Source organism: Mesorhizobium sp. M1217, from assembly GCF_040318275.1.
Taxonomy (GTDB): Bacteria; Pseudomonadota; Alphaproteobacteria; order Rhizobiales; family Rhizobiaceae; genus Mesorhizobium.
In genome coordinates this window covers 38,776-57,530 of the sequence record NZ_JAMYMA010000004.1, presented here as the reverse complement: position 1 = coordinate 57,530, position 18,755 = coordinate 38,776, and the positions used below count along the sequence as shown (strand labels likewise).

The following is an 18,755-nucleotide window of genomic DNA, read 5'->3' as shown; positions in this document are numbered from 1 at the left end:
TTTGCAACTCGCGCTGGGGTGTCGACCGCTTCTCTCACGCTCCCCCCATATAGATTTCCATGATCTGCCGGTCGTCGCGCACGTCCCGACGCGTCCCCTCGAAGCGCTTTTCGCCGGCCGCCAGGATGTAAAGCTTGTCCGCAATCGGCATCGCCTCGCGGATGTTCTGCTCCACCATCACGATGCCAATGCCGTGCGCGGTGAGGGTGGTAATGCGTTCGAGCGTCTCGATGACCATGGCCGGCGACAATCCGGCGGAAGGCTCGTCCAGCAGAATGAAGCGCGGTTCCGAAACCAGTGCCCGCGCCAGCGCAAGCATTGCCTGCTCGCCGCCCGAAAGCGAACCGGCCGCGGTACGCCGCCGCCGTGCTAAAGAGGGATATTGCTCGATCAGCGCCTCGATGCGCTGCTCGACTATCCGCCGGTCCGCGATGGCGTAGCCACCCATGCGCAAATTCTCCATCACTGTCAGGCGCGGAAACACACCGCCGCCCTGCGGCATCAACACCAGACCCTGGCGCACCACTTCATGGACGGCAAGGTTGGAGAGTGTTGATTCACCCAGGCGCGCCGTACCGCTCCACACCGGCAGCGCGCCGACAATGGCCTTGAGCAGGGTCGACTTGCCACTGCCGTTCGGCCCGAAGATGCAGGTAATCTTGCCAGCTTCCGCGCTCAGCGAGACGCCATGGACGATCTCCTGCTTGCCGTAGCCGGTGACGATGTTGTCGGCGGTGAGCGTGGTGCTCATTGTGGCCGCCCCAGATAGGTCTGCATAACTTCCGAATTGCGAACGATGTCGTTGAAAGGCCCGGTGGCCACGACACGGCCTGCATCCATGACAATGATGCGGTCGCACACGTTCCGCACCATTTCCATGTCGTGCTCGATGACCAGGACGGTGGTGCCGCGCTCGCGCAGCCGCGCGATGGCCTCCACGATGATCTTGCGGATGCTGGGATGCACGCCCGCTGTCACCTCGTCGAGCAGAATGAGCGAGGCCTGGCGCATCACAACGCGCCCGAACTCCAGCAGTTTCTGCTGGCCGCCCGAAAGATCGGATGCGCGGTTGTCTGCGACATGCTCCAGCTTGAGCAGCGCCAGCGTATCGGCCGCCCGTTCGCGCGCGCCCCGCCAGTGGCCCTCGGCCGCAGCCGCCAGCAGGTTTTCGGTGACGCTCATATTGTCAAACATGGCCGGAATCTGGAAGGTGCGAGCAAGCCCCAGCCGCGCGATCGTGTGAGCCTTTCGGCCGCCGATTTCGTGACCGTCGAAGCGGATCTGGCCACGATCCGGCGTCACCGTGCCCGATATCAGGTTGAACAGAGTCGACTTGCCAGACCCGTTAGGCCCGATCAGGCCGGCGATCTCGCGCCGACCGACGTCCAGGGAGACACCGTTGACGGCCTTGATGCCGCCGAAATGGCAGTGGAGTTCGCGCACGACGAGAATAGGTTCGCCGGTGCCAGAAGTTTTGCCCTCGGCGGCGCTCAACTGGGCCGTCCCGGGCCGCCGCCGACAAGATTGCCGACCGCCTTGTCCAGCACGGCGCCAGACTTGGCCACGCGCCTCGAAAACATGCCGACGATGCCGTTCGGCAGAAACAGCACCACCAGCACGATGGCCGCGCCCAATATGGCGATATAGAACGCGGTGTCACCCCAGTACATCCAGATGATGCGGTTTACGACAAAGAGCGCCACACCGCCCAATGCCGGCCCCCACAGGCTGCCCAGCCCGCCCAGCAGCACCATCACCACCATCTGATCGGTGATGTCGCCGCCGAAGACGCTTTTCGGATTGATGAACGTGACCCAGTAGGCGAAGATCGCGCCGAATACCGAGGCGGTGACGGCACTGAGCACGAAGGTCTGCAGCTTGACCAGCGAAGTATTGATACCGATAGCCTCGGCCGCCGGCTGATGATCGCGCAGTGCCTTGACCTTCAGCCCGAAACGCGAGCGCTCGAACAGCGCCCACGTAATGAGATAGGTGAGCGCAGCCGCACCGAACATGGCGAAGTAGAAGAAGCGCTCGTCAAGAAAGGGCGGCAGCCCAATACCGCCGATGCCGCCGGTGAAGTCCATCACCGAGGCGAACTGTATGAGCACCTCGGCGAAGGCCCAGGTGGCTATGGCGAAATAGGCGCCGCGCAGGCGCAGCGTCGGCGCGCCGATGATGATGGCAAACAGCGCCGTCACCACGATACCGGCCGGGAGGGTGGCGAAGAAGGGCCAGGCGAGCCTGTCGCCCATCAGCAGCGCCGTAACATAGGCGCCGAGCCCGAAGAAGGCCGAATGGCCGAAATTGATGTAGCCGGCATAGCCGCCGAGCATGTTCCAGGAGCAGGCCAGCCCCGCCCACATCAGCGCGCCAGTGGCAATGCGCAGCCAGTAGTTGTTGACCAGCATCGGCAGCAGCGCCAGCACAACGATTACGGCGATCAGCAGGAGGAGGACGGCCCAGCGTGGCTTCATGTCCCGCCTCACAAGCCGTGCCGCAGGATCCCGCGCGGAGACACGAGAAGGACGAGGAAGAGGGTGCCGAAGATCGCCAGCAGCGAATAGCTCGACCCGACATAGGTCGCGACGAAGGCTTCGATGACGCCGAGCAGCAGCGCGGCGACGAGGGCACCGCCGACGGAGCCCAAGCCGGCAAGCACAGCCACGAAAAATGCGAACAGAGTATAGCGCAGGCCGACTTCCGGGTTCACTGAAAAGATTGCACCCATTAGTACGCCGGCCATGGCAGTGATGCCTGCGTAGAGCCCGTAAACAGTGGCGCTGAGGCGGCGGATGTTGACGCCCATCAGTGCGGCGTTCTGCCGGTTTTCAGCCGTCGCTCTGATCGCCAACCCATAGCGGGTGCGGTAGAGGAACAGGAACAGTCCGCCGGCGATGGCGATCGCGAAGACCGCCGCGGCCACGCGGATCAGTGGCACCGTCACGGGGCCGACGGCGAGGCTCTCTCCGCTCAACACGGTCGGCACGCTGTGGGTATTGAAGCCCCACGCGGTCAGCATGCCGCCGCGCAGCAGTGTGAACAGGCCGAAGGTCAACGCCAGCGCCATCAATTCCGGCCGCGCCGTGCGGCTGTTGCGGACATTGTAGAGGATCGGCCCAATCAGATAGCCGATGGCGCCGAATAGCATGAAGGCCACGGGGATCGCCAGGAATCCGTCGACACCAAGTCCGGCACCCATATAGTAGCCGAGATAGCCGCCCAGCACGACCCAGCCGCCCACCGCGAAATCGATGACATGCAGCACGCCGAAAGCGAGCTGGAAACCGATCGTAAAAGTGGCGATGACGCCGCCGATCAGAAGGCCGTTCAGCAAGGTCTGTAGGAATAGATCCAACGCGGGAACCGTCCGTCAGCCAACGAAAGAGCGGAGTGCCGCGGCAAAGCGGCCGTACACACGATAGCATGGTCCGTCATTTTCCGAGCACGCGCAACCACCGTCATTGCGCCGGGCAAGGGTGATGGCGACGAGGCCGCCCCCACCCTGTCCAGAACCGGCTATTTCCAAGCTGGCAGCGGGTACGTGAGGTCCGCTGCCGCGGCCTCTTTCGGCCCCACCGCTACGGTCTTGCCACCGTGAATCTGGATCAGCACCGGCACCGGCTGGACGTTGTCGTGGTAGTGGTTGCCTTCCTTCTCGAACTTGATCGGTCCGTAGAAGGTCTGGATGTCGGTCGCGGCTATCGCGTCCTTAAGAGCAACCCTGTCTTCAGGCGTGAGCCCCGGCTTCTTGCCAAGCCGCTTGACGGCATCGCCGAAAACGAGACCGCTGGCCGCGCAGGCCGCTTCGGTATAGTCGGGCTCGTGCCCGGACTTCTTTTGCGCCATCTCGGCAAACTCCTTTGCGGTGCCGAAGAGGTCGTCCTTATATGAAACTGACGGCAGCCACACGGAGACGCCGCAGGTGCCGTCGGCGTCCGCGGCGAGCGCCTGGGCGAAGGCCGGGTCGGTGACGCCATAGTGCATTATCAGCGCCTTGGGCCGGAAGTTCAGCGACTTGGAGGTCTTGACGACATTGATCAGCGGCTCCTCATGGCCGCCGACGGCGACGATATCGGGATTGAGCGCTGCGATCTTAGAGATGACGGGGGTAAGGTCGCCAGAGGCCGGCACCAATTCGTAGGCGACGACTTCCAATCCGGCCTCCTTGGCCCCGTCGCGAAAACCTTCGCCGGTTTCCTTCGAGAAGGGTTCGTTGACGCCGATCACAGCAATCGTCTTGGCCATGGGGTTAGACAGTTTCGCCAGCACGGCCAGCGATTTACCCGCAGTGGTGTCCACGGCCGGGATGATGCCGAAGTTGAATTCCGGCTTGGCCTTCCAGACGTTTGGGGATTCCGCGGAGCCGGAAATCATCGGCACCTGGTACTTCTGGCAAATCGGCTGCACGGCGATAGTCGAGCCGCTGGTGTAAGGGCCGAATAGCACGTCGACCTCATTCTGGACGATCAGGCGCTCGGCGGCATCGGCGCCGGTCGCGGGGTTGCTTTGGTCGTCACCGTAGAACATGTCGACCTTGAAACGCTCGCCGGCGACTTCAACCCCGCCCTTGGCGTTGACGGCCTCCGCCCATAGGTCGTAACCGCGTTTGGTCAGGTTGCCGCCGAGGATGTTCTCGCCCGACAGCGAGGTGATAACGCCGGCCTTGAATGTCGTCACCTGCGCGCATGCCGCTCGCACAAACGGGCCCAACGGGCCGGCTGCGAAGGCGCCGGCGCTGACGCCGAGGAACCGACGGCGCGAAAAACGTTTGCTGTTCGTGAACATCACTCAACTCCCTTCATCCGTTATCAGATTGGAAACCGACGATATCTCCTGTTTATACCACTGTATGCCTTTTGTGCGGACAGAGAAGATATGCCTGGGTCAACAGGCAATGCGTAAGGCGGCTTCGGGTCATCAACGCGTAGAGGCGCCGCAGGCTGTGGATGCTCAATGCCTCGTCGTGCACCAGCTTCGTCGACGTATGCCTTTTGGGCGCCATTGGCGCCGCGAGCAGTTGTAGACGCGGCTCCTATTCTGCACCTAGACAAGTTTGCGAGGCATCAAGGAACGAAGGTCTAGTCATTAAGGCGTTGATTTTCCTGTTGATTTATGTTCCTCGCGACGCTCCGTCGCATGGTAGACAAACCACTTTTTGAGAGGCAAGGCGCGAGATAGCCCTCGGATCATGGTCGCGGAGGGGTGGGATTCGCCGATCATGGCCTCGTCGCCAAGATGACGCCTTCGGCAGCCTTTTGATTTCTTTAAAACGGTCGCCGCAGTTTCGAAGATGGAGCCCCACGGAACCAAATCTGTCCGCTCGCGTCCGGGTTGGCTGGGCAAAGCCGGCCGGGCGCCCGAAGGCAGGCCCAAGCGGACAAGCGTGGCAACAATGCTTTCATTCCAAATTGGGTTACTCGGGCCGTTCTGCCACAAAGAGAGTATCGGAGAGAAGCCCAAGCCGGTCGCGATCCGCGGCGGGTATACGATCTGAATTTATTCGGGTGACCGTAAAGCCGGCGTCCTCGATACGCTCCTTGATATCCGGTCCGTAGGCTCGCACGTGATCCGATCCACCAAAGCGCTCGTCGCGCTCGCTCAGTGACATAGATGGCGTCGCTTCGATCGTTTGGCGATAAATAAGCGGCACCTGGATCCAGACCTGCCCTCGGGGCTTAAGAGATGACCAAAGTTGCCGAAACACATGCCGATCATCAGGTACGTGTTCCATGACATGACTTAAGACGACGATATCGAGATCGCTGGTGCGACGCATGTCCATCAGGTCAATTTTCACGGTATCGGGCCCGTACCGTCCCGGCTCGAAATCGGCTTTGATTAGATTGCCCGCTTGAGAGAGTCTCTTTGAAAGACCCTTCTCGCTCGGCGCAATCTGGAGAATTTCAAGCTGCCCCGCCGGCAACTTGATAAGCCTACGGTCTAGAGCACAAATCAAAAACCGCTCACGATCCACGGCATGACAAAGCGGGCAGATAAGAGTGTACGCTCCGAAACGGTAAAAAGCCGCTACATCGCGATCGCAGGCATTGCAGTGATGAGCCTTGCTCGTCGGGAGGTGCGTCAGGGCAAAGGCTCTGAGCCAATCTCGGTACGAATGAAGTTTGCGTGTGACCCGCCGTACTGTGATACGATCACCATAGCTGCGAAAAAGAGAAAGAAGTCGGCTCTCTCGAACATTGTTCTTCCTTGATGGTTTCAGCATGTCGCCTCTAAGGTTTTTTCACCCAGGGGACGATAATTAGCGCCAGCTGATATGAAGTCGAGTCTGCGGAGCAGCCCGTGCTCCCGATCGGTCGCTGACGATGCAGGGCGTGGGAGCCAGGCCCTCGCGCTAACGCTGGGACAGCGGCCAGCAGGAACACGCGCTGGCGGGGCTGCTAGTTCTAGTTGTCCTATTCGAACCCCGCCTTTGAAGAGAAAAATTCGATCATCGTCATTGCTGCGCCTTGCCCGCTGCTCCTCGACAATGGCCCGCATCGTCAAATTCGCCGGGCACTCGCTGCGCGTTGACCTCGTCGGCCGAGGTCAACGATCGCTATGTGCAAAAACAGCTCGGCCATAACTCCTCGGAGATGACCCGCCGCTATCAGCGCCGCAGAGATCGCTTCCGCATCAACCTGACCAGGGCTTCCGACCTCTAACGAGGCAAAAAACCCCTCCTCTGCCGTTATTCCGCCGCTCAGGTTCGCGCGAACGGCCTCAACCTGAGCGCCAAAAGACTGGTTTTCGGCCATTCGGGCTGCCCCGGAGCCTCCGGGCCTGTTTCATCGCCAGGACAGCTGGTCTTTCGGCAGCCGACCGCTCGGATCGAACACGTTCACTTTGTGCGGAAGATCGGGACCCCAGTCCCATAGCACCAGATTGCGGTCTTCCGTCTCCGCGCCCGGAGCAAAACTCGGCACCAGAATTCCAGCGATGCCTTCAGGCCGCAGCCGGTCATAGATGGACCAGGATGCAGGTCGCTCTCCGTTGCTGAGAGCCGTGGCCCAGGCGCTGCCCATGTCCGCAAGCGTGACAGAACATTCTCCCCTCCCCTGCTCGGTTGTCAGATCAGTGATGTCCTCGCAGTCCACCTCATAAGAGCACAGCACGCAGGGGTCGATGCGATGCGCGAAGCCCTGGTTGGCTTCCTTGACAGCCGTCATGACGGTCAGCGCCAGATATAGCGCGGGCACACCTTTGGGATTGAATCGAGCGCCCCTGATCGCCGCTCCATCACCGGAACTCGGCTTGAATGCCCAACGTGGATCATGCGCCCTGTAGCAGGTTCCGACAAACCTCAAGCAAAGCCATCCAGGGCCATGTGATCGAGGTAGTCGCGAATAGCAGCGGCCTTGCCGTCCTTCACGAGGGCTTCGGCGGTGCGTCCACCGAATGCCGGCAGCGGCTGGGCTCGGTACCAGGCCATGGCCTGTTCCTTGCCTCCCGCCCAATCCGTCACGCGGCTGATGATTTCGAGCATCTCGCGCAGACGCCCCTGCGTCTTTGCCGTGCGGCTGCGCTCCAGCCGATAGAGGGTTTCGCGGGCAAGCCCGGCCGTCTGAGCCAACTGACCCTTGGACATTCCAAAGCTGTCGGCCACCTGGTCAACGGCAATTTTCCCGGCACGGTCCATATAGGACAAAACCAGGGGTTCATTCTGCATGGATTTCTTGAGGGCTTGCCCCATGGAGTTCCTTGTCATATTAGCAGCCGTATTTACTGTGCAAAACATATGACGCTTTTCGACTGGTTTCAAGCCCAAAGCGCATGGCGTTGTTTGGCGGCTTCTGGACGCGTGCCCCGGGCGACAGCACCCGCCAGATCTCGTTCAGCGGGGCATGTCACCTTCGTCCTCCAGGGAATTCGGTTTCGCAAGGACGGCACACTCGGCAAATTGCACGAAACGCTGACGTTGTCTTTCAAAGACGAAGGCAAGCGGAGGGAGGAGGTTGGTGGCCGATCAAAAGTTTGAGCGATATCCTCGTGATGTGTGCGATTGGCGCCGCGAGCAGTTGGTTCGGTGTCTCGCGACACTCCGGCGCATGGTAGACAAACCCCGATTAGGAAACGAACGTCCGTCCCGACGGAGGGACTGCGCGATTCAGATGTCCGGATCGTCGAGAATGCGAGAGATCGTGCTGCGCCCCAGCGCACTCATGGCGGGGTTGGTGCGATGGTAATACCAGAGAGACCCATTGCCTGCTGGAATGCCGAAGCAACACCACGCTTCCACCAAAGATCTTCAACCTGAAGGCCGCACCGAAAGGTCGCTCTTCGCTCGCGGTCTAGAAGATGCCACGCGACTACCAAATCTAGCGACGGGTCGGCTGGTCCGAAACTGCCGCCATCAAGCACTCCGACAAGACGCCCGCCCTGCACGAGAAGGTTTGCTGGGATAAGGTCCCTATCAGTCATCACGACAGGCCCAGCGGATGGCAACGCCCGGAAGCGAGTCCACAAATCGCGCAGTCGAGCCACATCAAGAAGGCCCTCGCTGTTTTCAAAGCAAACACTCATCCAATCGTCATGATCGGAGAGATGTCCACCACGTCCTTGCCCGTCGAAGCGTCGGCCCCGTGTGTCCGCTTGGCGCAACGATGCCACGAGGTGTACAAGGTCTAGGGCGAACGTCGTCGATCCACTTAGCCCGTGCGGCGTGGCAACCTCGCCTTCGATCCAAGTTTGTAACGCCCATGGCATTGGGTAGTGAGGACCTGGCTCGCCGAGCCCAATCGGTTGAGGCGTCGGAAATAAGCAATGTTCCCCAATCTCGACCATGGCAGCGGCCTCTGACCGAAGCATATTGGCGCATTCGGTCGGATTCATCGCCCTCAGTGGGAACCGCGCCGTGCTCTTCGAGCCAATGCGGAAGATGACATTGACGGTTCCCGACGATCTAACTGAGGTGATGTCTTCATGACGATACTGGGGAAACTGGTCGCGGATCATCTGGCGGGCGATATCGATGTCGATATCCACCTGGTCGTCATGCATCATGAGTTCTCGTCCTGCCGAGCTCGAATATGCGCAGCACCCGAGGCATTCCACACTCTTGTCCTACCTCCACCGATGCCATCAAAATCTTCCTTGCGGCGCTTCGCTTGGCATAGATGCCGACGCCCAGAAATTTTCGCCACGATACCTCAGCCCGCCGATCGCGGTCTATGAGCATCAAGCAGAGGTCCCCCTATTCCCAGGGAGTAAACCGTGGCGACGCGCAGATCGCCGGCGGCCTCGGCAGCATGATGGATGCGTCGATGTCGGGCCACGTCGGCAATGTCGACAATCGCGAGCGCGATGGTGAGTGTCTTTGCTTCAGCACGCCGCGAATGACCGGACGGAAGATCCCAGATCAGGAACCGATTGATAGGATTCTTGTGCTCCGGGACGCTAAGCAGAGCTTGCAAATGATGGTGTCCCGGGCGTGACGATCAGGCTTGCCGGTAAAACAGCGCCCGTCCGGTCGGAATTAGCTGAAGAAGATAATCGAAGTCGCTGATGTTCGCTGTGAGTACCGTGAACCCTAGCTTCTGCGCCTGCAGGAACAAGACACAATCCTGAAGCGCGCGGAGGCGAGCATCTTTCTGGTAGCCCTGAAGGCGGCACATGATGCCGGACAGCAGCGCAGCTTTTCCAAGCACGTCCGTATCCGGTGCGAAGACACGATGCGGGTGCATGCCGCGAACGGTAGCGCCAATCTGTTTGATTGCAGTCTTTGTACCGGGATGCTTGGGGTCCAGCACGCCGACGGTGTGCATGAGTTTCTGGATGGCAACCGTCGAATGATTACTCAGTCTGAGATCGAGCAGATCGGCGACAACATCCGGGGCGTGGCTCTGCAAACCATCAATGTAGACACAGGTATCGAGCATCAGCTCTTGCCCCGCCTCGGCAGTATCACCGAGGAACGGAAGGTCGTCGTCCTTGCGGCGAGACAGCCTTTCCTGAGGATCGAATCGTGCCCAGCGGACAGAACTGGCAAAATCAAAGTCAGTCAACTCAGAACCCGAGCTGAAGCGTCGGATCGACGGTGCCTCTCGTCTTTCTGAACGTCTGTCCGAAATTGTCGTCGAGGGCGACATTGGCGAGGGCGAATTCGATCAAGTCGGTGTCAGTCTTGATCCCGGTCTGCTTCTTGGCTTTTTCGATCAGCGCCGGACTGATACGACCACCGATCCGCGTGCTCTTCTCACCCAGCAGACCAGAACGTTCCGCCGCCTTCATGACGGCCTCAACACGGGTTCTGCTGACCGCGACAGACTTGCCGGTCTTTGTTGCCCGACCAGTCTTCGGAAGTGGCTCGCCGGCCTTCCTCGTCATTTCGATTATACCGGCCATACCGGCGCGCTTCTGAATGGCAAATCTCCCTTGCCGTTCCGCGCCACCACCCGTGTGTTTCTTCCTCGCTGCCTTCGCCATGACGCAGCCTCCAATGTCTGACATTTCACGATTTCGTCCAACATAACATGATTGAGACAATTTTCAAGGAGCCACCGAAATGCGGCGACGGCTGGCGGTCTCGGAAGCCCGGCAGGGCGAACGCCTGGATGCGATGCTTCTCGCCGACGCCGTGCGGCGCGCCTATGCGAGCGCGGCCACAGTCGGTTCCTCAGCGAGCGCGCCGCTGCCCTCTATGAGGGAAACGGCTTCGTGCGGCTGCCGGACTCCCTCCGGCTGGTCCTACCGATGCACGCAATCCAGCAACTGGTGGAGCCATGATCGACGCAGCACCTACATCGCCTAACGTCAGGCGCTCTGTCGCTCGGGCGGCCAAAGCCGGGCGACAATGTCGCAAAATCGCGTCACCGCATCCCTTGTTGCGCCGCTTCGCCAAAACAGAACCGAAAAATGGGCGACTTTTGTGTGCACCGAGCGTGCACGTCGCCCTCTAAACACTGGCTTCCTGTCCTGTTGCCAACCCATCACTGGATACCTCAGAGCACGCTGGATGATCCAAACGCTAATTCCGCAGCGTCATGGTCGGCCTTCAAAGCCCTTGGCCGGGAAGTTGGTACGCATAGTCGGAATCAAGCAACACCCTTCCGAACTGGATTTTGAAGCCGCGGATAAGCGGCTATGATGAGCGTGCCGAATGCAAGTAAGGTCGAGGAGGCCTCGAACAATCGGCATTAGAGGAGATTACGTCGATGACGAACGTTCGCGCCCTTGTCCTTGAACGCCAGCACGAACTCAAGCTGCGCGACATCGACTTGCCGCAGACGGTTGGCCCGGGCGAAGTGCGCATCAAGATCCATACGGTGGGCATCTGCGGTTCCGACGTGCATTACTACACGCATGGCCGCATCGGCCCGTTCGTGGTCGAGGCGCCGATGGTCTTGGGTCACGAAGCCGCTGGCACCGTCGTCGAAACAGGCGAAGGCGTCGATCATCTGAAGGTCGGCGACCGCGTCTGTATGGAGCCGGGCATCCCCGACCCGAATTCGCGAGCGAGCCGGCTCGGCCTCTACAACATCGACCCGGCTGTCAGATTCTGGGCAACGCCGCCGATCCACGGCGTGTTGACACCCTATGTCGTTCACCCCGCCAACTACACTTTTAAACTGCCCGATAATGTCAGCTTCGCCGAAGGCGCCATGGCGGAGCCTTTCGCTGTCGGGTTGCAGGCGGCTGCCAAAGCAAAGATCGCGCCGGGCGACACGGCGGTGGTGATTGGCGCAGGGCCGATCGGCACGATGGTGGCGATCGCTGCGCTCGCCGGCGGCTGTGCCCGCGCCATTGTTGCAGATCTCGCCCAACCCAAGCTCGACATCGCCGGCGGCTATCAAGGTGTGATCCCGGTCAACATCCGCGACAAGAGCCTGGCGGCGGAGGTAAAGCGCCTGACCGACGGCTGGGGCGCCGACGTCGTCTTCGAATGCTCGGGCTCGTCCAAGGCATGGGAGACCCTGCTCGATCTGCCGCGGCCCGGTGGCGCGGCGGTGGTGGTCGGCCTGCCCGTGGCGCCTGTGGCGCTCGACATTGCCACGGCCTCGACCAAGGAAGTCCGTATCGAGACCGTTTTCCGCTATGCCCACCAATATGAGCGGGCAATCGCGCTGATGGGGTCGGGCCGGGTCGACCTGAAGCCACTCATTTCGGCGACCTTCCCCTTCGAAGATTCCATCACCGCCTTCGACCGCGCAGTGGAAGCCCGGCCGGCGGACGTAAAGCTTCAGATCCGATTGCCGGATTAAGGGGACGCTGTTTTCTACAGAGCGGCTGGTTCGCCAACCCATATGTCTCGTATCATCTCGTATGGTCCGGCGAACCCTAGGATAAAACCCAGAAACGACTTCGTCGCACCTTGCGCTCCTCCAGGCCCCGGGGCAGGAGTTCGAATCTGTTCGGGCGCGCCACCTTCTCGGCCACCATCCTCCGGTCCATCGCCCGCGCGGTCATTTGGTCCCGATGCCAATATTGACGGGGTTTCTCAGAATGGCCGAAGCGTCATCGCCGGCCCGTTCGCGCACCATGCGATCGAGCGTCTGGCGAATGACCGCGCGCTCGCCTTCGCTCAACGCGAGGCTGCCAAGCACTTCCTCGACAACCGGATTGCTCCATACGATCCAATCCCATAGCTCAGCACCTGACTTGAACGCCGTGCTCTCGGTGATCATCTCGACATTGACGCCGTTCAGTCCAGCCTTTGCCAGTTCGCGGGCAAGCCGCTCCGGATCGCTGAGCTGAAACGGCAGTGGCGGCGGATCCATTGGCGGACCATTAAACTCCGGGCGTACCGATTGAACGGCCCCAACCAAGAAAGTGAGGAAGTCAATTCGATGCGGGTCGCCATAGGCAATGACCAGCACCCGCCCTCCAGGTTTGACAACCCGCGTCATCTCCCGAATGCCCATCGGCATGTCGGGAAAGAGCATGACCCCAAACTGAGATCCCGCCACGTCGAAGCTGTCGTCGACAAAGGCAAGCGCATGCCCGTCCATTACGCGGGCGTCAATTTCCAGGCTTTCGCGGCTGGCGCGCTCTCGCAGCAGGCGGAGCATGACGGGCGACTGGTCGACGGCGACTACCTCGGCACCGATCCGAGCTGCCGGGATACTGAGCGCGCCGCTGCCGGATGCAATGTCAAGAAGGCACATACCTGGGCGGAGCCCTGCCCTGGCCAGACTCTCATTGCCAAGCCACATCTGTGTTTCGGTATTCGTCCGATCGTAACCCGAGGCAATTCGGTCCCAAGCCTCACGTGTGTCCGGCAGCGCCTGAGGAGTCGCGGATCCGGCTGCGGCAAGCGCAGCCCGCAGCACCTTTACAAATTCGGCAGGCTGCTCGATCGGCGGATCATCGGCGGCCCGTCGATAATGTGGAGCGGCCACCCATATCGGACGCTCGCCGCTTCCGCTACAGGCAATGGGGTGGCAAGATCGTGCCGCCCCCAGATCAGGAAGGTCGGGATTCTGATGCGCGCTAGTTCCTCTGATGGGATTGCGGGAAATCCGAACTGCTCCATCAGACCTTGCTGGGTCGGCTTCAACGCCGGCGCCTGCGCGCGATCGAGATTGTAGGCTCGCAGCCGCTCCCAGTTCTCGCCCATATGATCACGCACCGTGTCGAGGTCGAAGGCGCATTGCTGCCAGAGGCGGTCATGGCTTTCCGGACTTGGCTCCGTGATGAACGCGGCGAGGGCCGCACCGAATTCAGGCGCCGGCTGAAACGGCGCAAGGCCGAGCGCGTCCTACAGCACCAAGCAGCGGAGCTGGCTACCGTGCTTGGCGGCAAAGCGAGCAGCAATTGCGGCGCCGAGAATTTGGCCGACAAGAATGGGCGGTGTTGGGCAGGTGCGTTCGATGAGTTCGCCAAGCCACGCGAGAACACGATCGGGATGAATCGGACCCTCGACGGTCCCCGACGTGCCGTGGCCCGGCAGATCGGGCGCGATTACGTGATGCGTTCTCACAAGCTCCGGAAGAATTCTCAGCCACTTTGCTGCATGTTCTCCTGGGCCATGCAACAGCACGATCGGTGATCCCGCGCCCCCGTCCAGTAGCACGGTCGAGATGCCGGCCAATTCGAGCCGCCGTTCGGCGATCGACAGCCCGGTGAGCAGGCGCTTGCGCGCAGCTTCTCCGGATATGCGGTTCGATTCAATTGCCGCCGGGGTGGCGGTGTAGTCTTCAACGTGAGTCATCATGGCCTCCCTCATGTTGATAGGGCGATTTCGTCTTGCACATGCCGCCTGGCCTCTTGGGTTGCTCACGTGCTAGAGCGCGAGCTGCGAGCGGTTGACACGCTGATCTCGGTTCGCGCGAGCCCCAATCCGAACCACAACGTCCAAAGGGCCATCACGAAAGACGAAGCAACCCAGACGAGGCTGCCCAGCCAGATGCCGAACCACATGCCCAACGGCCAGCCGGCAAAGGCAGCAAGCCCAGCCACAACTCCGACCAGTGACGCCCAGGACGGCGTTATCTGTTGCCGGCTCAGCGCCTCATTGCCGGCGATCACGACAACCGCCAGACACAGGAACATGAATCCGTTGGCCTTGCCTTCGGCGAACGCCCACCAGGCCGTGAAGCGCGCCATATCGTTGGCGGCGGCGGCATCGGCGACGGTGGTGGCCTCGGCCACGGCGGTGGTCATCGTCCAGAGGGCGCCGACCGGCACCACCGCCCAGGCGGATAGGGTCCACCAGTGTTCGGTCAGGCGAGAGCCCGCGGTCAACACGATCAGGCTCGCGACGACGAACAGCGACAGTGCTGCCGCGGCGGCCCAATGCACGACCACCCACAGGGTGACGTTGTTGGCGATGATGTGCATTTGAAGGGCGAGGTCGGGATGAATCGGCCCGTGACCGACCAGGACGAAACCTAAGAGTACAGAAGCAATCGCAAGCCAGGCGCCCGCGACCCGCATCCTGGTATCGGTACGTGACATCGCTTCCTCCTTTCATTGTGGCCGGATGTTTGCAGCGCGATCACCGAGTCCGTCCTGCAGTCTGCAGGCGAGTTGCGCCGAGGCGCCGCGCATCCATAGCCGACAGGTGCAAGCTTAGGCCGGAAGGGAAGGCGGCGCTTCGGGCGAACTACCCAATCGGCGCCGACGATGCATGGGTGATTCCACCCATCGCCGGGCACGCTCAGACTAGGCGGTGCTCGTAGGCCCAAGCGGTGGCGGCGGTGCGAGTGGGGACGTCGAGCTTGTTGAAGATATTGCTTGGTGCCTGTCCACTGTCTTTCCGCTCAAATGCAGTTCGTTGGCGATTTCCTTGTTGGTTTTGCCAGAAGCGATCAGGCGGAGGACTTGCAACTCGCGGGCAGAGAGACCGCTGGCTTCCTCCGACCGCATGTCAAGCAGAGCATCGATGCGAGAAACGTCGGGCGTGGCACCAAGCTGCTGAAATACTGTCCGTGCTGCCTGCAGCTCCAGTGTCGCGCCGTCTTCGTCACCGAGGGCGCGGCATGCCAGGCCCATGATGACCCGTACGCGCGCTGCTTCGTATGGCGCGTCGACTTGCTGCCACTCCTCTATTGCCCGGCGCAGACAAATCGCCGCGGCCTGCGCTTCGCCTTCTGCCAGTTCCACCGCTCCCCGCGCGTGGGCGGCAAGGGCGCGCAACGGTTCGGTCCCGTAGCTTTCTGCAACGTTCGCCAGTTCGTGGCAGGCACGCCGTGCTTCCTCGATGTCGTCAGCCGCCAGCATGATCTCGACGTGAGCTGGCAGCAGCCGAATGCGCTTCACTTGGTCGGTCGTCGCGGCCATGACGCGCCGGATTGCGGCCACAGCCGCATCGATGTGCCTTTCGGCCAACCGCAACAGGGCAAGGCCCGGCTGCGGTTCGAAGCCATATTGGCTTGCACTCCGATATGCCTGTTCGGCCGCTTCAAAGTCTCCACGGAGGCGGTGTACTTCCGCCAACTGGTACCACGCCCCAGCCGTATCTTTTCGATTATTTGACTGCGTCAAACGCTCCACGGCATGCTGCGCTTCGTCGATTGCGTCCTGCCATGCGCCGCTGAGCCGTTTAATTTCAGCGCGATGCATCAGGCAGGTGCCGCTAAAACTGATCAGCTGGGGCTGTTCCGAGCACCATCGCCCCAGAGCGGAAGTCCATTCGCGTGCGCGACCCAGAGCATGGACTTGCTGACACGCTTCGATCACGCTGCAGTAGATCAGGCCGGTAAGCAGCGGCGACAATTCGCCGGCCGTGACCGAAACCATCGCCTCATCGAGAAGCGCGAAACCTTCTGTGGTCCGCCGCTGACGTAACAGAACACGGCCCTGCAGGTGCCGCGCACAGGCAACGAGATCCGCGTCCGCAAAGCGCTCGCCAATCTCGACTGCGCCGCTGGCCGCAGCGTAGGCTGCCTCAAGGTTGCCCGCAGCAAGATTCTGTTCGACGTGGGGCAGCATCAGGTAACCCTGTTCGACACAATCATGTGGCTCGCGTTCGAGCAGTCGATGGGCCCGTCCAAACCAGCCGGTCGCCGGAGCCATCTCCCCACGAAAGACAAGACGCAGGCCCAGCCAGAAGGCGCAGCGGGCGGCGCGATGGTATTCGCCAGCGTCGAGATATGCATGATGGGTTCGCTCCAAGGCCCGCAGGTACTCCTCGTCGCGCCCAGTCAAATAGGCCGACATCGCCAGCCGTTCGAGATCATCCACAGCAAGCGGAGCCGTCTCATCGGCGTGCGAGAGGAACCTATAGGCGTCGCCCCACGCCCTTTCTTCGTAAGCCTCACGACCGAGAGCGAGCTGATCCGTCTCTTCCAGGGAGCCGCTGTTGCATTGCTGTCGATCTGAGCTGCCCATCCCATTGGCTCCGCAGACGAACAGAAATCCTAGCCATCAATGGCTACTTTCCGAGGCGGAGTATAGCATGCTCGAAAATGAATGAACGGAATGCACTTAAGCGCTCCGAATGAGAGCGTTCCGGACGACAGCAAACGGGTCGGATCGCGACGCTCGTCGCACAAGATGCAAATGTCGTCTCATGACGCGACCAAGCCGTCCGACGACCTGCCGCGCAACGGGCCGACCTTATCCTCCCTCCTGACCTTACCATCTGCGGCCGGTGATCTGGCGCGATCTCATGCAGCAAGTGCTCGCTATGTTATCGGAGTAGGCTAGGCGCAACCAAAAGCTGCTACTTGCGAAACCTCGACGAGTGGTAGACCACCATCTCCTCACCCGCCTCTTCCGATTGTCAGTAGCCCACAACAAGTCAATGAAATCAAAAGCGATGCGTGCAGGTTCGCCATCTTGGACTTGGCTAACCGAGGGCACAAATAACCTCTAACACGTTGATAAATAACGACAATGGTGGGCCCGGAGCGACGTGGTCTTTTCAACGAAAACAACTACTTAGCGGGTGGTTAGCCCAACCATATCCTTCGTATGTTCTCGCATTTGGTGGCGAAACTAGTGACGACAACTCCGAATGAGGACCGGCTCAACAACAATGGAGAGAGGCCTAAGTCCGGCGGCTCAGTGTCAGAGGCGCGGACGAAACGTTTCAAGGAATGCCGAAACCATGTCCTGCTCGCCGGCGCATTGCCGGCTTATCGGGTATATTGGCTATGCTGACTTCCACTGTTTCCATTGTGAAGAGTTGTTAGAATCCCTTACGGCAAAGGTTTTCAAGATCGGCTTTTGCCATTCCCTCGATGCCGACCGCAGGAAGAATATCATTATCTGCCTTGAGATCGCGACCACAAGCTGCCGATAATATCGAAACTCCGGACTCGTGGAGTATCGCCGGTTTCCCCGTTAGCTTCCCCAGTAGTACGGTCGGCAGCAGTCCGAACGGAACATCCTCTAGAATATAGCGGCTTTCGATGGTTGTCGGGCCAAAGCCGCCACGGCCTTGGCGCTCCATCTCCTGGTTCATCTCCGAAACGGTTCCCATCGGAACATGGAACGACAGTGAAAAATGCTCTCTGACGGTGCGAACGGCGATGCTGAAATGGGCCGCGATGGCCAGCCGCTCGGCATCCAGAGCCTCGATAAGACGGCCGACGGCGGGAGTGACGTTTCCCCCCTGGCTCCATTGCTCGGCCTTCTCCATGCGTGTCAGGTTAAGAAGCGCAATACCTAGATGGTTTTGCGGGTTGAGGTTGCTGAGCGCGATCGCAAGCATCCCGTCGCGCTGGACGAAACGATCGCCGAACAAGGTCGTGCAAAGTTCGTGTCCTTGATCCTGGTAACTGAAAGGCAGCGTCGCCACGTCAAGCTTCTGGCGAATGGTGGTGACATGGACTTCGGTTGGTCCGAGCTGGCGGCCAGTCAATAGTGTTGTGCCCCAAACGACGATCGGCAACGAGACCTTGCGTTCGGCCAACCGCTTGGAGAGATAAAGCGCCGAGAACGAACAATGCGAACTGATGATGACCGGGATTCCATCAATCAGATGGGGGGCGGCGGCATCCATCACCATCTTGTGGCCGTAGGCCGGAAGCGCAATCACCACCACGTCCGCGTTGGCGACGGCATCCGTGCAATCCTTGGCAATGCGCACCAGCACCGTGGCGTCTATATCCCCTGTGGCTTTCAATAATTCACCCGCAGCCAACGCCCTGGTGCGCTGTCCCGACGGTGACCAAAGCGTTGGCGAATGTCCCGATCCTGCCAAATACGCGGCAAGGCCATAAGCAATTGCTCCGGCGCCCAGAATACTCACGCGCATAATATTCCTCCTGTTGCTGGCTTTGTGGTTCGAGAATCCTTGCCGTCGTCACACATGAAAGTTTTCATCAGGAGGTTCCGCAAGCCGGAGTCGCGTCTGCCGTCCTCGTCCG

19 protein-coding genes and 1 pseudogene are annotated in these 18,755 nt (G+C 60.7%); 3 read left to right on the top strand and 17 right to left on the bottom strand.

From position 1 onward, the window contains the following. Nucleotides 1-34 precede the first annotated feature (34 nt). From NKH37_RS07715 to NKH37_RS07690, 6 genes are all read right to left on the bottom strand, one after another. Nucleotides 35-751: an ABC transporter ATP-binding protein gene (locus NKH37_RS07715; protein ID WP_352790370.1), complete on the bottom strand. Its 717-nt coding sequence runs from the start codon at nt 749-751 to the stop codon at nt 35-37. Continuing rightward, nucleotides 748-1,494, bottom strand: coding sequence for an ABC transporter ATP-binding protein (locus NKH37_RS07710; RefSeq protein ID WP_352496558.1), 747 nt, complete (start codon nt 1,492-1,494; stop codon nt 748-750). Before NKH37_RS07710 ends, NKH37_RS07715 begins: the two co-directional genes overlap by 4 nt. Continuing rightward, nucleotides 1,491-2,477, bottom strand: a complete 987-nt coding sequence (locus tag NKH37_RS07705) for a branched-chain amino acid ABC transporter permease (RefSeq protein ID WP_353040909.1) — start codon at nt 2,475-2,477, stop codon at nt 1,491-1,493. Before NKH37_RS07705 ends, NKH37_RS07710 begins: the two co-directional genes overlap by 4 nt. Before the next feature lie 8 nt (nt 2,478-2,485). Beyond that, on the bottom strand, nt 2,486-3,358 hold the full coding sequence (locus NKH37_RS07700; protein ID WP_352496556.1) for a branched-chain amino acid ABC transporter permease: 873 nt from the start codon (nt 3,356-3,358) through the stop codon (nt 2,486-2,488). Between the two features lie 161 nt (nt 3,359-3,519). Continuing rightward, entirely contained in the window at nt 3,520-4,788 is a 1,269-nt protein-coding gene (locus NKH37_RS07695) for an amino acid ABC transporter substrate-binding protein (protein ID WP_353040907.1), read from the bottom strand. A 628-nt stretch (nt 4,789-5,416) separates the two neighbouring features. Further along, a complete protein-coding gene (locus tag NKH37_RS07690) occupies nt 5,417-6,226 on the bottom strand; it encodes a class I SAM-dependent methyltransferase (protein ID WP_084643179.1) in 810 nt (269 codons plus the stop codon). Between the two features lie 270 nt (nt 6,227-6,496). On the opposite strand from NKH37_RS07690, the pseudogene NKH37_RS07685 reads away from it, so the two are divergent. Further along, nucleotides 6,497-6,665 (top strand): annotated as a pseudogene (locus NKH37_RS07685) (integrase); the annotation flags it as partial. A gap of 123 nt (nt 6,666-6,788) precedes the next feature. Here NKH37_RS07685 and NKH37_RS07680 read toward each other — a convergent pair. The 3 genes from NKH37_RS07680 to NKH37_RS07670 all read right to left on the bottom strand — a co-directional run bounded on the left by NKH37_RS07680 (nt 6,789) and on the right by NKH37_RS07670 (nt 9,003). Continuing rightward, nucleotides 6,789-7,307, bottom strand: a complete 519-nt coding sequence (locus NKH37_RS07680) for an RES family NAD+ phosphorylase (RefSeq protein WP_352590967.1) — start codon at nt 7,305-7,307, stop codon at nt 6,789-6,791. Next, nucleotides 7,304-7,693 (bottom strand): antitoxin Xre/MbcA/ParS toxin-binding domain-containing protein, encoded by a 390-nt coding sequence (locus tag NKH37_RS07675; protein ID WP_353040904.1) that lies wholly within the window; start codon nt 7,691-7,693, stop codon nt 7,304-7,306. The genes NKH37_RS07680 and NKH37_RS07675 overlap by 4 nt, the downstream gene beginning before the upstream one ends. Before the next feature lie 467 nt (nt 7,694-8,160). Further along, nucleotides 8,161-9,003: an aminoglycoside phosphotransferase family protein gene (locus NKH37_RS07670; protein WP_353040902.1), complete on the bottom strand. Its 843-nt coding sequence runs from the start codon at nt 9,001-9,003 to the stop codon at nt 8,161-8,163. 167 nt (nt 9,004-9,170) lie between these two features. Here NKH37_RS07670 and NKH37_RS07665 point away from each other — a divergent pair, with 167 nt between their 5' ends. Further along, complete coding sequence (locus tag NKH37_RS07665) at nt 9,171-9,434, top strand: hypothetical protein (protein WP_353040900.1); 264 nt, start codon at nt 9,171-9,173, stop codon at nt 9,432-9,434. Between the two features lie 3 nt (nt 9,435-9,437). Here the strand turns inward: NKH37_RS07665 and NKH37_RS07660 are convergent, their stop codons facing one another. Further along, nucleotides 9,438-10,004 carry a type II toxin-antitoxin system VapC family toxin gene (locus NKH37_RS07660; protein WP_352496462.1) on the bottom strand — a complete coding sequence of 189 codons (567 nt, stop codon included), beginning with the start codon at nt 10,002-10,004 and terminating at the stop codon, nt 9,438-9,440. Between the two features lies 1 nt (nt 10,005). Beyond that, a complete protein-coding gene (locus NKH37_RS07655) occupies nt 10,006-10,425 on the bottom strand; it encodes a hypothetical protein (protein WP_353040898.1) in 420 nt (139 codons plus the stop codon). A gap of 728 nt (nt 10,426-11,153) precedes the next feature. On the opposite strand from NKH37_RS07655, the gene NKH37_RS07650 reads away from it, so the two are divergent. Continuing rightward, a complete protein-coding gene (locus tag NKH37_RS07650) occupies nt 11,154-12,200 on the top strand; it encodes an NAD(P)-dependent alcohol dehydrogenase (RefSeq protein WP_353040896.1) in 1,047 nt (348 codons plus the stop codon). A 201-nt stretch (nt 12,201-12,401) separates the two neighbouring features. Here the strand turns inward: NKH37_RS07650 and NKH37_RS07645 are convergent, their stop codons facing one another. The 6 genes from NKH37_RS07645 to NKH37_RS07620 form a co-directional block, all read right to left on the bottom strand. Beyond that, nucleotides 12,402-13,268, bottom strand: a complete 867-nt coding sequence (locus NKH37_RS07645; protein WP_353040952.1) for a class I SAM-dependent methyltransferase — start codon at nt 13,266-13,268, stop codon at nt 12,402-12,404. 2 nt (nt 13,269-13,270) lie between these two features. Next, a complete protein-coding gene (locus NKH37_RS07640; RefSeq protein WP_353040956.1) occupies nt 13,271-13,555 on the bottom strand; it encodes an alpha/beta fold hydrolase in 285 nt (94 codons plus the stop codon). Between the two features lie 141 nt (nt 13,556-13,696). Continuing rightward, nucleotides 13,697-14,164: an alpha/beta fold hydrolase gene (locus tag NKH37_RS07635; RefSeq protein ID WP_353040894.1), complete on the bottom strand. Its 468-nt coding sequence runs from the start codon at nt 14,162-14,164 to the stop codon at nt 13,697-13,699. A 50-nt stretch (nt 14,165-14,214) separates the two neighbouring features. Then, nucleotides 14,215-14,895, bottom strand: a complete 681-nt coding sequence (locus NKH37_RS07630) for a hypothetical protein (RefSeq protein WP_352848479.1) — start codon at nt 14,893-14,895, stop codon at nt 14,215-14,217. 207 nt (nt 14,896-15,102) lie between these two features. Continuing rightward, nucleotides 15,103-16,770, bottom strand: coding sequence for a LuxR C-terminal-related transcriptional regulator (locus NKH37_RS07625; RefSeq protein ID WP_353040892.1), 1,668 nt, complete (start codon nt 16,768-16,770; stop codon nt 15,103-15,105). Between the two features lie 802 nt (nt 16,771-17,572). Then, nucleotides 17,573-18,643, bottom strand: coding sequence for an NAD/NADP octopine/nopaline dehydrogenase family protein (locus tag NKH37_RS07620; RefSeq protein ID WP_352817326.1), 1,071 nt, complete (start codon nt 18,641-18,643; stop codon nt 17,573-17,575). Between the last annotated feature and the right edge of the window lie 112 nt (nt 18,644-18,755).